At 39.4% G+C, this 16675-nt stretch carries 13 protein-coding genes; 12 read left to right on the top strand and 1 reads right to left on the bottom strand.

Features of this window, described 5'->3' with window-relative positions; all coding sequences use genetic code 11:
* Positions 1-62 precede the first annotated feature (62 nt).
* The 4 genes from IPP64_00595 to IPP64_00580 are packed head-to-tail and all read left to right on the top strand — an operon-like array spanning position 63 to position 5406.
* Positions 63-1604, top strand: a complete 1542-nt coding sequence (locus IPP64_00595) for a M28 family peptidase (GenBank protein MBL0327932.1) — start codon at positions 63-65, stop codon at positions 1602-1604.
* Positions 1605-1644: 40 nt separating this feature from the next.
* Positions 1645-3027 (top strand): iron-sulfur cluster-binding protein, encoded by a 1383-nt coding sequence (locus IPP64_00590; protein ID MBL0327931.1) that lies wholly within the window; start codon positions 1645-1647, stop codon positions 3025-3027.
* Positions 3028-3034: 7 nt separating this feature from the next.
* Positions 3035-3463, top strand: a complete 429-nt coding sequence (gene ybeY, locus IPP64_00585; protein MBL0327930.1) for an rRNA maturation RNase YbeY — start codon at positions 3035-3037, stop codon at positions 3461-3463.
* Positions 3460-5406, top strand: coding sequence for a glycosyltransferase family 39 protein (locus IPP64_00580; GenBank protein MBL0327929.1), 1947 nt, complete (start codon positions 3460-3462; stop codon positions 5404-5406). The genes ybeY and IPP64_00580 overlap by 4 nt, the downstream gene beginning before the upstream one ends.
* A 1-nt stretch (position 5407) precedes the next feature.
* Here IPP64_00580 and IPP64_00575 read toward each other — a convergent pair whose 3' ends face one another.
* Entirely contained in the window at positions 5408-6598 is a 1191-nt protein-coding gene (locus IPP64_00575) for a phosphoglycerate kinase (GenBank protein ID MBL0327928.1), read from the bottom strand.
* Between the two features lie 111 nt (positions 6599-6709).
* Between IPP64_00575 and IPP64_00570 the strand changes: the two genes are divergently transcribed.
* The 8 genes from IPP64_00570 (at position 6710) to IPP64_00535 (ending at position 16675) form a co-directional block, all read left to right on the top strand.
* The gene (locus IPP64_00570) at positions 6710-7678 is read left to right on the top strand and encodes a T9SS type A sorting domain-containing protein (GenBank protein ID MBL0327927.1); all 969 of its coding nucleotides are present in this window, start codon (positions 6710-6712) and stop codon (positions 7676-7678) included.
* Between the two features lie 98 nt (positions 7679-7776).
* A complete protein-coding gene (gene holB / locus IPP64_00565; GenBank protein MBL0327926.1) occupies positions 7777-8916 on the top strand; it encodes a DNA polymerase III subunit delta' in 1140 nt (379 codons plus the stop codon).
* A gap of 143 nt (positions 8917-9059) precedes the next feature.
* Positions 9060-10427, top strand: a complete 1368-nt coding sequence (locus IPP64_00560) for a hypothetical protein (GenBank protein MBL0327925.1) — start codon at positions 9060-9062, stop codon at positions 10425-10427.
* Positions 10428-10432: 5 nt separating this feature from the next.
* Positions 10433-10924, top strand: a complete 492-nt coding sequence (locus IPP64_00555) for a gliding motility lipoprotein GldH (GenBank protein MBL0327924.1) — start codon at positions 10433-10435, stop codon at positions 10922-10924.
* 22 nt (positions 10925-10946) lie between these two features.
* Entirely contained in the window at positions 10947-13199 is a 2253-nt protein-coding gene (locus tag IPP64_00550; GenBank protein MBL0327923.1) for a transglycosylase domain-containing protein, read from the top strand.
* A 27-nt stretch (positions 13200-13226) separates the two neighbouring features.
* Positions 13227-13934 (top strand): CoA transferase subunit A, encoded by a 708-nt coding sequence (locus IPP64_00545; GenBank protein ID MBL0327922.1) that lies wholly within the window; start codon positions 13227-13229, stop codon positions 13932-13934.
* 95 nt (positions 13935-14029) lie between these two features.
* Entirely contained in the window at positions 14030-14686 is a 657-nt protein-coding gene (locus tag IPP64_00540; protein MBL0327921.1) for a CoA transferase subunit B, read from the top strand.
* Between the two features lie 78 nt (positions 14687-14764).
* Positions 14765-16675, top strand: a complete 1911-nt coding sequence (locus tag IPP64_00535; GenBank protein MBL0327920.1) for a hypothetical protein — start codon at positions 14765-14767, stop codon at positions 16673-16675.

The following is a 16675-nucleotide window of genomic DNA, read 5'->3' as shown; positions in this document are numbered from 1 at the left end:
CCTGCAGCAGGAAGGCTATTAATTCATACGAAAAAGACGAAAAACGAATCGGTGTGTAAGGCATGATAAAAAAAACAATTCTTCTATTATTATTTCCAATGGCTCTTTTTGCACAACAAAAGGACACAACAGCCATTCGCTTTTCGCAAACGATAACAGCAACAGACCTAAAAACGCACCTTACTATTTTAGCATCGGATGAATATGAAGGTAGAGAAACCGGCAAAAAAGGTCAGAAAATGGCTGCAGAATACATTCAATCAAATTTTAAAAGTTTTGGCATTCCTCCTTATAAGGAGAACACCTATTACCAAACCTACCCGCTAAACATGATGATGCCATTTCCGGCAGACGTTATGATTAACGAAAAAAAATATACCGGAAACCAAGACTATTATAATTTTCCGGGAATTACAGAGCAAACCGTTTTAACAGCAAATGTTTTATTTATTGGCTATGGAATTGAAGATGAAAACTACAACGACTATAAAGGGCTAGATGTAAAAAATAAGGTGGTGATGTTTTTACAGGGCGAACCATATGACGCCTCAGGGAATTCATACATTACCAAAAGCAAAGAGCCTTCTGTTTGGACATTGCGTGCAAGAGGAAAAGCAGAAAACGCGAAAGATGCTGGTGCATCAGCCATATTGGTTGTTGTAGACGATGTTAAAAAGGGAATCGCAGACAATAAACACCGTCTCGAGTCCTCGTCCTTGAAATTAGACATTTCGAAAAAAGAAGCTCCAGTAATTTACATTTCGAAAGAAATGGCAAATAGCATTTTGAAAAAAAACACCACTGAAGAAATTATTGCAAAAATTTCGAAAAGCGGAAAACCATTGAAAATAAAGGCAAAGGCGAATGTGGTCATTGACGTAAAAAACAATGTTCAAAAAATTGAAGCCGAAAATGTTTTGGGTTATATAGAAGGAACAGACCTAAAAGACGAAGTGATTGTTATTACCGCCCACTACGATCATCTTGGAAAAGAAGGCGATGTGGTTTACAACGGTGCAGATGATGACGGCTCCGGAACTGTGGCCGTGATGGAGCTGGCACAAGCCTTTGCCAATGCGAAAAAAGAAGGGAAGGGGCCGCGCAGAAGCATTTTGTTTATGCCTGTTTCTGGAGAAGAAAAAGGATTACTCGGATCAGCGTATTATACCGAAAACCCTGTTTTCCCGCTAAAAAATACGGTTTGCGATTTAAACATTGATATGATTGGACGATTGGATGAAAAGCATGCCAACAACACAAATTACGTGTATTTAATTGGGTCAGATAAATTAAGCTCACAATTGCACAGCATCAGCGAAAACGCAAATAAAACGTATTCAAATTTAGAGTTGGATTACACCTTTAATGATGAAAAAGACAAGAATCGTTTTTACTACCGTTCGGATCATTATAATTTTGCGAAAAAGGGAGTTCCGGTCATCTTCTATTTCAATGGTGTGCATGCAGATTACCACAAAGAAACAGATGAAACAGAAAAAATAAATTTCGAAAAAATAGAAAAGATTACGCGCTTGGTGTTTTTCACCGCATGGGAATTAGCGAATCGGAATGAGCGAATTGTAGTAGATTCAAACAAAAAATAAAAGCGTGGCGCCTTTGCGTCATTGCGGCAAAAATATCACGATGTCACACGCAGAAGAATTATTTTTAGAAAAGGCAGAAATAAAATCGTTCGATTTAGAACATCGCAAAACCATATTGCACAACATTTCGCAGTATGACAAAAAAGTGGTGGAAGGGAAGGAGCAATTTTCCAATTTAGAGTTGGCGAAAACACGCGCAGCTGCGCTGAAACAAAAAGCAATTGAAAACCTGGATAAATATTTAATTGAATTTGAAGCCAACTTTATTAAGCGTGGAGGAAAAGTAATTTGGGCGCAAGATGCGGAAGAGGCTGTTGCGGAAGCGCTTCAAATCATGAAAAAAGCCAATACCAAAACCGTGGTGAAAGCGAAATCCATGGTATCCGAAGAAATTAATTTTAACGAAGCACTCGAAGAGCAAGGAATAGAAAGCATTGAGACCGATCTGGGAGAATACATTGTGCAGCTCCGAAAAGAGCCACCCTACCACATTGTAACGCCAGCCATGCATCTTTCAAAAGAAGAGGTTGCCAAAACGTTTCACGAAAAAAAACAAACACCTTTAGAATATACACCTGAACAAATTACCAATTTTGTTCGTCAGGAATTGCGTCTGCGCTATAGCAAAGCGGAGGTTGGTGTAAGTGGGGGAAACTTTTTAATTGCAGATGCAGGAGCAATTGCGGTTACTGAAAATGAAGGCAATGGCTTGATGTCTGCCGCGTTCCCTAAGATTCAGATTGCAATTGTTGGAATAGAAAAAGTAATTCCATCCATTGCCGATTTAGATTTATTTTGGCCATTGTTGTCTACTTACGGCACAGGACAAGGCTTAACGGTGTACAACACCATTTATAGCGGCCCGAAACAAGCGGGTGAAAAAGATGGTCCGGATGAAATGTATGTGATTCTCCTAGACAACGGACGAACAAACGTGTTAGCGGAAACAGAGCAACGCAGAGCAATGTCTTGCATTCGTTGTGGAGCATGTTTAAATGTTTGTCCTGTTTATCAAACAGTTGGCGGTCATGCTTATGGAACAACATATAGCGGACCAATTGGCTCCATCATTACACCACACATGCAAGGGATGGAGGAATTTAAACACTTAAGTTTTGCCTCTACACTATGCGGAAGATGTACAGAAGTTTGTCCTGTTAAAATCGATATTCATAAATTATTGTTGATCAACAGAAAACAATCGGTAGACACGAAGCTTTCCACCAAAACCGAAAACTGGGTTTGGCACTTTTGGAAAAAAGCCATGCTAAAACGCAGTAAAATGGACAAAGGTGGCGCGAAGTTGAAAAACTTTATGATAAAACAGTTCTTCAAAAAACAATGGGGAGAACGCAGAGATTTGCCACAAGTAACCAACAAATCGTTCAACCAAATTTGGAGAGAACGGAAGGGGATAAAGTAAAAAAAACATGATTTCATTCAACAACGAAGACGTTCAATTCAATTTAAAAAACAAGGCCAAGCTGAAGAGTTGGATTGTTGCTACCATTGAAAAGAAGAAACAGAAGGCAGGCGACATTTCTTTTGTGTTTTGTTCAGATGCCTTTTTGTTGGAAATGAATAAAGAATACTTAAACCACGATACCTATACAGATATTATTACGTTTGATTATTCGAAGGACGACACTCAATTGCCCATAAGTGGAGACATTTTCATCAGTATTGATCGAGTAAAAGAAAACGCAAACAAATTTTCGAAGACGTTTGAAGAGGAATTGCACCGTGTAATTATTCATGGTGTGCTGCATTTGTTGGGGTATAAAGACAAAACAAAAGTGGCAAAGGGAGAAATGACCAAGCAGGAAGATCTTTGTTTAAAAGCGCTAAAAAAGGCGTGAACCGCCTAAAAAAAATAACGCACAACCATTTCTTACTCCTCTTTGTAATAGCGGTAGCATCAACCCTTCGTTTCTGGGACTTTTCGTCCATGCAATTCATGCATGATGAGCTGAGTGCTGTTATTCGCTCGCAAGCCAATAGTTTTTCAGAACTGATTTATAAAACAAAAACAACAGACGTGCATCCGGTTGGTGTACCTGTTTTTGTTCACTATTGGACAAAACTGTTTGGCACCAACGAGATGGTTGTGAAATTTCCGTTTATTATTTTTGGTTTAGTTTCTATTTACTATTCGTATAAAATTGCTGAAAAATGGTTTAATGCAACCGTTGCGATTTTCACTGCTGCATTTTTAGCGACTCTGCAATTCCCCACCATGTATGGGCAACTAGAGCGACCTTACGCCACCGGGATGTTGTTTTCGGTGTTGATGGTTTGGTGTTGGACACAATTTTTATTCTCTGAAAACAGCAAAAACAAACACGCAATCGGCTTTGTGTTGTTTGCTTCGCTGTGCACCTATAACCATTATTTCAGTTTGTTGTTTGCCGGATTGGTAGGAGCAACCGGCTTATTTTTCTTGACAAAAGAAAATGCGAAAAAATATATTTTGATGTGTGTGATGGTATTGATTTTGTTTCTTCCTCATGTTTCTATTCTACTTTTTCATTTATCAATAGGAGGAGGAGGAGAAGAGAGCTGGCTCGGAAAGCCACAGCCAGATTGGCTCATCACATTTTTACAATACGCGTTTCATTATTCCAAATTCGTTTATCTCTTAGTAACGATTTTGTTTTTAGGCGGGTTTTATTTTTATAACAAAGAAAAAAAAGTGTTGTATAAAATGCGCATTGTCGCATTGGTATGGGCCGTTTTTGTTCCCTGTTTGGCCTATTTTTACTCCATTACAAAAACCCCGGTATTGCAATTTTCCACCTTCACATTTTCGTTTCCGTTTTTATTGATGTTTATTTTTTCGTTTTATGGAACACTGAAAACAGCTGTAAAAACAAGTCTTTTGGTAATCATTGTTTTTGTGAATACATATACGTTATTTGCAAACCGAAAACACCATCCGCTTTTTTATAAACATCCGTATGAAGAAATGGCGAGAATCAGTGACAAAGCCATTGCTGCTTTTGGCCCAAGCAAAGTGTCGGTTGCGCATTTTGCAATGGAAGGATTTGTTGATTTTTATTTTAAAAAGCTCGGAATGCAGTTTAATTATTTCCGTGTAGACAAGCATGATACGAGAGCGTTTATTACTTTTTTAGAAAACGAGCGAACCGATTATTTTGTTGCCGGAAATTTGCATTTGGAATATTATCAGTTGATTAAAGAGCGCTATCCTTATGTTATCAGCAAGAACGAAGGCTTCACGTTTACCGTGTATTGTTTTTCCAAAATTAAGCCGAAGGAGGAAATTAAAGAAAAGGTTGTATTGTCTGAAAACCAGAGTGAGCTCTTTTTTGTGAAGAACAAAAAGAATCACTGGGAAAAAGCAAAAAATATGTCGGAGGATCCTGTTTATCCTGGAACATTTTATATGCGATTGGATAGTACAGAAGAATTTAGTGCGGGCTTTTCAGCGAAATTAATAGACATTGTAAAATCGCGACATTCAATTTTGAATGTAAGTGCTGAAATCAGCACCGGAAAAGAAGCGTCCAACCCCACAGTTGTTGTTTCAATAGATGAAGGTGGAAAGTCTTTGTTGTGGAGGGGCTCAGAGCTGAATCAATACAAAACAAACCCGCTATTTTTTAATTCGGTGTATGTTTCCCATTTGTTTTCGGGAATGGATTTGGAGCAACACCCGGATGCAACCCTAAAAATATACATTTGGAATCGGGATAAAAAGGCAACCTTGATTCGCAACTTTAAAGTAGAAGTAATTGAAAGTAATCCGATGATTTACGGCTTGTATGAGCCGATAGAGTGATCTATTTCTCCACCGCTTCTACACCCGGCAAACTTCCACTCTCGATGTATTCCAACAATGCACCACCACCGGTAGAAACATAGGAAACATCGTTAGCGAATTTATATTTGTTGATGGCCGCAACAGAGTCGCCACCACCAATTAAAGAGAATGCACCTTTTTTTGTTGCAGCAACGATGGCTTCAGCAACGGATTTGGTTCCACTTTCAAACGAACTCATTTCAAACACGCCCATTGGTCCGTTCCACAAAATGGTTTTCGAATTCGCAATCACATCGGCATAAATTGCTTCTGTTTTTGGTCCGATATCGAGTCCCATCCATCCGTCCGGAATCGCTTTTATATCAACGGTTTGTTTGTTAGCCTCGTTTGCAAAGTTATCAGCAACAATTGCATCTACTGGAATGTAAATGTTTACGCCTTTTGCTTTTGCTGTTTTCAAAATGTTTAATGCTGTATCCAATTTATCTTCTTCCACCAACGATTTTCCAATTTGTCCGCCTTGCGCTTTCACAAAGGTAAACGCCATTCCGCCACCGATAATGATGTTATCGGCCTTGTTGATGAGTTGTTCTAAAATCAAAATTTTATCTGATACTTTTGCTCCACCCATAATAGCTGTGAATGGCTTTACTGCACCATTTAATACTTTGTTTACACTTGCAATTTCTCCACTCATTACATAACCAAAACATTTATTATTCGGAAAAAACTGTGCAATCACAGCTGTGGAAGCATGCGCTCTGTGGGCCGTTCCGAAAGCATCGTTCACATAAAATGTTCCAAGGGTTGAAAGTTGTTTTGCAAAATCAAGATCCCCTTTTTCTTCTTCTTTGTGAAAACGTAAATTTTCCAAAAGCAGCACTTCGCCAGCGTTTAAAGCTTTTGCCGCGTTAGTTGCTACATCACCAATACAATCAGAGGCAAACGAAACAGGGACGTTTAATAGCCCTGACAAATGATTTACGGTATGTTTTAGGGAATACTTTTCGGTTGGCCCTTCTTTCGGTCGACCCAAATGCGACATTAAAATGACGCTTCCGCCATCTTTCAAAATTTTATTGATGGTCGGCAAGGCCGCGCGAATGCGGGTATCATCAGTAATATTATATTGAGCATCTAACGGAACATTAAAGTCTACACGAATCAATGCTTTTTGTCCAGAAAAATTATAATTGTCAACGGTTTTCATTTCTAAGAGATTTTGTTTGGTGGTGCAAAAATAACTTTTCTCGTCAAACGAAAAAATGATTTTGAACGGAAGCAAAAATTTGTTAGATTTGGTATACCTAAAAACCGCCCAATGAAGCGAATAATAATACTTTTAGTAGTTGTTTGTTTTGCAAAAATAACAATTGCTCAGCTGTATCAATCATTTCCAACTGATAGTGCGGTATGGCGACAAGCAAGCGCAAACTGGAACTATCCAAACCACTTTCAAAGAGATTACAACTATAACATTCAGGGCGACACACTTTTTTCAGGCAATACTTATCATAAGGTGTATAAAACCTTAGTGGCATCCGATTATGTTCTTGGTTCGCCAACAGGGCCTTTTAATCTTGTTAATGGGCCAACATTGGTTGACAGCAACAAATATGTTGGTGCAATCAGAGAAGATTTATCCAAACACGTATATTTTTTGCCCGACACCATCACAACCACTTCAGAGATATTATTGTACGATTTTAATTTGAATGTGGGTGATACGCTTGCCTATTCTTATAACAATAGTTCTTACTTTCTTGGCTACAACTATGTTTCAGGAATTGACTCCGTTTTGGTTGGAACACAATTTCATAAATGTTTCCACATAACATCCAATGCTGGGTACCCAAATTATGTTTCAATCATTGAAGGGGTTGGTAGTACATTTGGCTTATTAGAAATGATGATTGATCCATTTGAGTGGTCGGACAATTTAATTTGTTATACGTATAATGGTCAGCATGTTTGGGCTGACTCGATTGGTCGCCCTCCAACATACATTCCTGCAAACTGTTCACTTCCTGTTGGGATTAGTGAGCACGGAGAAACGTTTCCTGTTGCCATTTTCCCAAATCCTACAACTGGAATTGTAACAATAAAAACATCGTTTTTGGAAAAATCTTCCGTAGAAATAGTAGATGTTTTAGGCAAACGAATTTATCAATCGGAAGAACAGGGTTTTGAGTTCGTCATCGACTTAGCACATCAGCCCAAAGGCATTTATTTTCTAAAAGTCCGGTCGGGCAATAAAATCAGCAAAACCCAGAAAATTGTTTTGCAATAATCAGCAAAAAACTTAGACACATTTCAGTGTTCAAAATTTCTCGAAAAGCCGTTTTTTGAGTGAAATGATTTATTATCTTTGAAAGCGTTAAAAACACAATGTTATTCAAAGAAATCATAGGTCAGCAAGCGGTGAAAGAAAGGCTTGTTCGTTCTCATAAAGAGGGTCGAATCAGTCACGCCCAGTTGTTTCTTGGTCCGCAAGGTTCTGGAAATTTACCAATGGCATTGGCCTACGCTCAGTTTATTTCCTGCACCAACAAAGCCGAGGACGACTCATGCGGCACTTGTTCTTCCTGTGTGAAATACAACAAGTTGGTGCACCCCGATTTACATTTTGTTTACCCTGTTGCACTTTCCAAAGATGTGAAAACGAGTACAGATGTGGCAGCAGAATGGAGAGAAGCCTTTTTGGACAACCCTTACATTACCCTGTTCAGTTGGTTCGAACAACTCGCGGCAGAAAACAAACAAGCGGTTATCGGGGTAGAAGAAAGCGGTGAAATTTTACGAAAGCTTAGCTTAACGACTTACGAGTCGGAATATAAAATTATGATAATCTGGCAAGCCGAAAAGATGAACCCGGCAGCGGCAAACAAGCTGTTGAAGATCTTGGAAGAGCCGCCTGACAAAACCTTGTTTTTGTTGGTTTGTGAAAACGAAGACCAATTGTTGAGAACGATTGTGTCGCGTACACAGCTCATTAAAATCAACAAAATTAGCGATGCCGATTTGATAGATGCGTTGGTTTCACAACACGGTCAAACGCCCGATGCAGCAGAGAAAATAGCACATTTAGCAGATGGAAGCTATGCTGAAGCGCTTTTGTTGGTAAGTGAAAATGAAAATGCTGGACAAAATTTAGTGAGTTTTCAGAAGTTGATGCGAGCAAGCTTGAAGTTTGATCCCAAAGCGGTTATTTCATGGATTGATGAAGTAAATGCCGGTGGAAGAGAGCGTCAAAAAAACTTTTTAAATTATGCCCTTCACATTATGCGTGAAAGCGCAATGATGAATTATGGCGATGATAGTTTGATAAAGTTGAGTGCAGACGAACAAGAGTTTGTAAAAAAATTCTCTCCCTTTATTCATGGCGCCAACATTGAACGATTTATAGAAGAATTAAACAAAGCACACTTTCACATGGAGCGAAATGCAAGTGCAAAAATATTATTTATGGATTTGGCATTTAAGTTCAACGAGTTGTTGAACGTACCGAAGCCAGAGATGATTAATTAGACGATTAAGGGATTAGGTTAATTGGGTTAAATCAGGCCCAGCCGAAAAAAGAAGTAAACAAAAAAAAGAAGAAGTTAGGCTAATTGAAGTGAAGGGTTTTCCCAAACACCTCAATTAACTAAATCAACATAATTAACTAAAATATGGGATGTAGTGGATGTTCAACAGGTAGAGGATGCAGCACTGCTAGCAACGGTTTGCCTGGTGGCTGTAAAAATAATGGATCGTGCGGAACGGGTGGATGCAACAAATTAAATGTATTCGATTGGCTTGCAAACATGGAGTTGCCAAGTGGTCAAGCACCATGCGACATTGTCGAAATTCGTTTTAAAAACAGCAGAAAAGGATTTTATAAAAACGTAAACAACCTTCAATTGAATGTAGGGGATGTGGTTGCAGTAGAAGCAACAGGCGGTCACGATATTGGTGTGGTTTCCATTTCCGGAGAGTTGGTGCGTTTGCAGATGAAGAAACGCAACGTAAAAGCCGATTCAGAAGAAGTAAAGAAAGTTTATCGCAAAGCAAAACAAGCCGACATCGAGAAATGGCAAGAGGCACAAGGCCTTGAGCACGCAACGATGTATCGCGCCAGAACCTGTGCCGTGAAACTGAATTTGCAGATGAAAATCAGTGATGTGGAATATCAAGGCGATAGAACAAAAGCGATTTTTTATTATACCGCAGACGACCGAGTTGATTTTCGTGAGTTGATAAAAGTGTTGGCAGACGAATTTAAGGTTCGTATTGAAATGCGCCAAATTGGAGCAAGACAAGAGGCCGGAAGATTGGGTGCAATTGGTTCTTGCGGAAGAGAGTTGTGTTGTTCTACATGGCTAACCGACTTCCGTTCGGTATCAACAAGTGCAGCACGCTACCAGCAACTTTCGTTGAATCCGTTGAAGTTGGCCGGACAATGTGGAAAGTTAAAATGTTGTTTGAACTTTGAGTTGGATAGTTACATGGATGCGCTTCAGGATTTCCCGGAAGTAAACAATGTGAAACTGGAAACCGAAGCGGGAAGGGCATTTCACCAGAAGACAGATATTTTCAGACGGACCATGTTTTTTTCGTATACCCACGAACCTGACAATTTTATTGCGTTGCCGGTCGACCGCGTGAAAGAAATTATTGAGATGAACAAAAACAGCCAAAAGCCGGCAGATTTGTTGATAAAAATGGCGCCTAAAATTATTGAGAAAAAACCAGATTACGAAAACGTAGTTGGTCAGGATAGCTTAACGCGATTTGACAAGAGCAAAAAAGCGAAAAGCAAAAACAAAAAGAGAAGTGGTTCGAATCCGAACAAGCCGGGTGTGAATCCGAATGCGAACAAACAAGCAGCAGGACCACAAAATAAGCCAAATCCAAATCAGGCGAAGCCGAATTCGAATCCAAACCAGAACAAACCAAATCCTAACAAACCAAACAATAATCGTCCGCGACCGAATAACAACCGTCCGCGTCCGAACAACAACAACAACAACCCAAAACCACCACAAACTCCGGCATAGTGTTTATGAATCACGTTCAAAAACAAATTTCAAAATTAATACAGACGACACTTTTTCTGTTGAGTGTGATGCTGTTAGCGTCTTGTGACGGAGGCCGTATTTTTGAAAAAAACCAAGAAATGCCACAGAGTGGTTGGGCGCAAAGCAACAAAATAACATTTGATGTCGAGATCAAAGATCCAGCAACACCGGCACACTTCTATGTGAATGTGCGCAACTCAGAAGGTTATCCGTATTCTAATTTGTTTTTGTTTATTAAAACCGTTTTCCCGAATGGAAAATTTTCCAATGATACCTTGGAGTGTGTTTTGGCAGATGAGAAAGGAAAGTGGCTGGGAACAGGTGTGGGAGATATTTATGATAATCAAATACCATTTAAACGAAATGTGCGTTTTCCAATGGCCGGGACATATCGTTTTGAAATAGAACAAGGCATGCGGTCAGAAACCGTTCCATTGATTATGGATGTAGGGTTGCGAATCGAGAAAGCAGAATAAGTACAGATAACGAATAAAAAGAATGGCTGCAGAAAAAGCAAAAAAGAACAACAATAAAAAATTTATCCTGTGGTTTTGGATTCTCTTTGGGGGTCCGATTATAGGCGTTTTTGTTTTTGTGTTATGCGTTCGGATGTTTAGCGAACTGCCCAATACGGAGGAATTACAAAACCCCAAAACATTTTTAGCAACAGAAGTATACTCCAGCGACATGAAAGTGTTGGGAAAATTTTATGCTGAAAACCGTACAAATGTAAAATACAAAGACATTTCTCCTCATGTTGTAAACGCCTTGATTGCAACGGAAGATGCTCGTTTCTTAGAACATTCCGGAATAGACTTGCGAGCACTTGCAAGAGCTGTTTCTGGAGCATTAACAGGCCGCTCGGCCAGTGGTGGCGGTAGTACTTTGTCGCAACAATTAGCAAAAATGCTTTTCCCACGTGAGGATTTGAGTAAAGTTGAATTGGTGTTGCGTAAATTTAAAGAGTGGATTATTGCCGTTAAACTAGAGAGAGAATACACCAAGCAAGAAATCATTGCGATGTATTTGAACAAGTTTGATTATGTGAACAATGCGGTAGGAATCAAATCGGCAGCACAAATTTATTTTGGCACCACACCCGATTCACTTCGCATCGAACAAGCAGCAACGCTTGTGGGGATGGCGAAAAATCCGGCATACTTTAATCCGAATCGTTTTCACGATAGAGCAGAAGGCAGAAGAAATACGGTTCTTCAGCAGATGGAAAAATATGGCTATCTGACAAAAACGCAATCCGATTCATTACAAAAAATTCCCTTGAAATTGAGCTTCCATCCCGAAGACCATAACGAAGGTTTAGCGCCTTACTTTCGTGAATATTTGAGAGATGTGTTTTTGAAAAAATGGTGTGAAGAAAACCGTAAGCCGGATGGAACCAAGTACGATGTATATCGTGACGGATTAAAAATTTATACCACCATCGACTCACGCATGCAGCGATATGCGGAAGAAGCGGTTGCAGAGCACTTACCCGTTTTACAAGCACAATTTGAAAAAGAGTTGGCGAAAAAACGAAACGCACCTTTTGCTTGGAACGTGAACAAAGAGGAAATAGCGAGTATTTTGAAACAAGGGATGAAGCGTTCGGAGCGGTATCGTGTTTTGAAAAAAGGCGGTATGACCGAAGAGGAGATCACTAAAATCTTTGAGAAAAAAATCGACATGACGATTTTTACCTGGAAAGGTCCGAAAGATACATTGATGTCGCCTAAAGATTCTATCCGCTATTACAAAGCATTTTTACAGTCGGGATTTATGTCGATGGAACCTCAAACGGGCTATATCAAAGCGTGGGTAGGAGGAATCAATCACAAATTTTTTCAATACGATCACGTACAAATCGGGCATGCGCGACAAGTGGGTTCTACCTTTAAACCCTTTGTTTATGCATTGGCTATTCAAGAAGGGTATTCACCATGTTACCGGTTGCCAAACGTTCCAACAACGATTACATACGATGGAAAAGACTGGACGCCTAACAATTCCGACAACAAGAAGAATGGCCGGATGATGACACTGCAACAAGCATTGGCAAACTCCGTGAATTACATTACCGCATATTTGATGAAACAATTTGGCCCACAAGCAACAGTTGACTTGTGCCGAAGAATGGGTATTGTATCTCCAATAGAAGCGGTTCCGGCTATTTGTTTGGGAACACCTGAGATTTCGGTGTTTGAAATGGTGGGCGCGAATTCTACATTTGCAAACAAAGGAACATGGATTGAACCAACATTCGTAACGCGCATTGAAGATAAAAATGGAAAAGTAATTGCAGATTTTGTTCCACGTACCGAAGAGGTGATGAACGAAGAAAAAGCATATGTGATGATTCAATTGATGAAAGGTGTTGTACAAATTGGAACAGGATCACGACTGCGTTATCGCTTTAAATTAAACATGCCGATTGCAGGAAAAACCGGAACAACACAAAACAACTCCGATGGTTGGTTCATGGGAATTACTCCGGATTTAGTTTCTGGATGTTGGACCGGTGCGGAAGACAGAGCAGTGCATTTTGACAATACGTTATACGGACAAGGAGCGGAAATGGCGTTGCCTATCTGGGCGAAATTTATGCAGAAGGTGTATGCAGACAAGTCGATTAAATTGACTCAAGGTGATTTCGAAAAGCCGTCAAAAAAAATTGATATAGAAATGGATTGTAGCAAATACAACAAAGAGTTGGAGGGAGAAGAAGATCAATTTAATACAGGAGAGTTGGAATAAAAAATTTGGATTTCAAAAGAACAGAACATGAATAAAACAGTAAAAAATGCCGAGGAGGCAATCAAAGACATTCAGGACAATGTAACCATTATGCTTGGTGGATTCGGTTTGTGTGGGATTCCGGAAAACAGTATTGCAGCGCTTGTAAAAAAGGGCGTTAAAGGATTAACATGTATTTCAAACAATGCCGGTGTAGATGATTTCGGGATCGGGTTGATGTTAAAAACACGACAAGTGAAAAAAATGATTTCTTCGTATGTGGGTGAGAACGCAGAGTTTGAGCGTCAGCTATTGAGTGGAGAATTGGAAGTAGAATTAATTCCACAAGGAACATTAGCAACACGCTGTTTGGCTGCTGGATATGGCATGCCGGCAATATTCACACCGGCAGGTGTAGGAACAGAAGTGGCCATTGGAAAAGAGTCGCGTAAGTTTATGGTGGATGGGGTAGAAAAAGAATTTTTAATGGAGATGGCATTTGACGCGGATTTCGCTATTGTAAAAGCATGGAAAGGCGACCCTCACGGAAATTTAATTTTTAGAGAAACGGCCAGAAACTTTAATCCGATGATGGCGATGGCAGGAAAAATAACTATTGCTGAGGTGGAAGAGTTGGTGCCTGCAGGTTCGTTGGATCCAGACCATATTCACACTCCAGGAATTTATGTGCATCGTATTTTCCAAGGCGTGAATTATGAAAAAAGAATAGAGCAAAGAACAGTACGGAAAAAGTAATTTGAATGTTATTGTGAACTAAGTTAAGCAATCTCATTCATGATTTGCAGAGATTGCTTCGTTCCTCGCAATGACGCAAACAATAAACATTAGTTATGCTAGACAAAATTGGAATCGCGAAACGCATCGCAAAAGAAATAAAAGACGGCTATTATGTGAATTTAGGGATCGGAATTCCGACCCTGGTAGCCAATTACATTCCACAAGGAATGAACGTTGTTCTACAGTCGGAAAACGGCCTTTTAGGAATGGGTCCCTTTCCGTTTGAAGGAGAAGAAGACGCAGATTTGATCAATGCAGGAAAACAAACCATTACCACCGTTCCTGGATCAGCGTTCTTTGATTCCGCAATGAGTTTTGGAATGATTCGTTCCAGAAAAGTGGATTTAACCATTTTAGGTGCGATGGAAGTGGCCGACAATGGCGACATTGCCAACTGGAAAATTCCGGGCAAAATGGTAAAAGGTATGGGTGGCGCAATGGACTTGGTGGCATCTGCAAAAAACATTATTGTTGCCATGCAACATGTAAATAAAGCAGGAGAGTCAAAACTCTTGCCCAAATGCGACTTGCCGCTTACTGGCATTCATTGTGTAAAAAAGATTGTTACGGAGCTGGCAGTATTGGATGTTACTCCACAAGGATTTAAATTATTAGAACGCGCACCAGGCGTTTCGGTTGAAGACATTAAAAAAGCAACCTTAGGAAGATTAATCGTGGAAGGTGAAATTCCGGAAATGATTATTGATTAAATAGAAGTATAAATAAACAAGTCTTCGACTTTGCGGAGCCAGCCTGTCATCAGACAAGCCGAGTCGAAGTGTTTAGGAATGACCGACAGTTACATTGCAAAGCATACGAACAAAATAATCTTTCTGCTTGCCGCAGCCCTTTTCGCTTATACAAGCTATCGAGCTGTTGTTTTGTCCATTACCTGGGATGAAAGCCAGTCCTATCACGAATACATAAAAAATCATATTGTTCTCACCAACAAATATGATTTTATGTCGGCCAACAATCATATTTTAAATACTCTTGGCGGCATTTTTTTTACAGAACTTTTTGGTGTAAATGAATTTACTTTGCGCATCACCTCCTTAATTGCTCACCTCTTTTTTTTATTTTTCTCTGCAAAACTGGTTTTAAGTTTTGTCCGAACGACCCCTTTCGGGGAAAATAAATGGTTGGCTGTTTCTGCATTCATCATTCTGAACATCAACCCTTACTTACTCGATTTCTTTTCGTTGTCACGCGGATACAGTATCTCTCTGGGCTTTATGATGGCAAGCGTCTATTATTTATATCTGTTTCACAAAAACGAGTTAAAGACAAAAGATGCTGTTCTATCCATTTTATTTGCGGCATTGGCGACACTCGGAAACCTAACATTACTCAACTATTGTTTGGTTTTATTTGGAATGATTGGAATCTTGCAAGTATATAACCGGGTGCTTTTGAAGGAACAGTTTCTACTGATCATTAAAACAACGCTCATAAAAATGGCTTTGCCTACTGTTCTTCTTGCCTTGTTTTTATGGTTTATACTTCCGATTTCGTTTGGTTTAAGAGGAGCGGGAGCCTTGTTTATGGGCGGTGAAAATGGTTTGTGGAAAGATACCATTGGCACGATTGTGCCTCGACTTTGGTACAACGTGGACTTTAACTATTGGCTGCAGCGCTTAACAAAAGCATTCTTCTTTATCATTCTTTTTGCTGCAATGGGCTATGTTGGTTTTAAACATGCCAAAAGACAAACCACAAAAAACAATTTGTTTTTAGGAACCTTGGTGATGACACTTTTGTTGATTGTGTTATCAACGGTTGTACAACATTATCTGTTGGATACCTTGTATTTAATTGAACGTACCGTATTGTTTTTATATGTGTTGTTGATGTTGATTTTTGTGTTTTTAATGAACGAATTGTCGGCTGTAAAAAAGATTTTTCAAACGATTGCGCCCGTTTTTGCGTTTGTGTTTCTTATTCATTTTCTGTTTGCATTTAACTTAAAACACGTGTACGAATGGAAAGATGATTGTGAAACGAAAGAAATGTTGGAAGATGTAAAAAAATTGAAACAGGATCCACAGGATAAGTTCAACATTTCCATCGGAATTCCGCTCGCTCTGGAATCCAGCATAAATTATTATCGAGGCGTTGATCACTTGACTTGGCTGAATGAAGCACAGCGCTCGGTGAATGTCAATTACCTAAACGACTATGTATTTCTTCGCCCAACAGAAATTGCAAAAACGAATATGGACTCCTTGGAGGTTATTAAAACCTATCCGGTTACGCAAAATGTTTTGGCAAAGCCAAAATATCCGTTTACGAAACGAACACTCTTTTTAGATAGCCTGCTCGCGTTGAGTAACACCCCGTTCAAGATTGACACAGGACTTGAATACAGTCCCGGATATAGCATTGTTGTGTCAGAACAATTGCGCACAAAAAACAGCGTCTTATCCTGTCACATTGAGTTTCAGCAACCGGGGCGCTTTACCGAAAATGTCTATTACATCGTGTCTTGTCAAAATGCAAGCGGCATGTACGAGTGGCGAAACCTGCGATTGAATGATTTTTGTTTTGATAAAAACGAAGCGACTATGGCAAATTTTACTACATTTATTCCAGAAGAAACGAAGGTGGGTGATGAAATAAAAATATATTTGTGGAATCCGGGCAAACAGCAATTGTCAATTAGCAAAATTCAATTAAAGTGGATTCATTATTCGTATTAA

The sequence above is a fragment of the Bacteroidota bacterium genome (assembly GCA_016722565.1).
Classification (GTDB): domain Bacteria; phylum Bacteroidota; class Bacteroidia; order 2-12-FULL-35-15; family 2-12-FULL-35-15; genus 2-12-FULL-35-15.
This window is presented reverse-complemented; position numbering and strand designations above follow the sequence as displayed.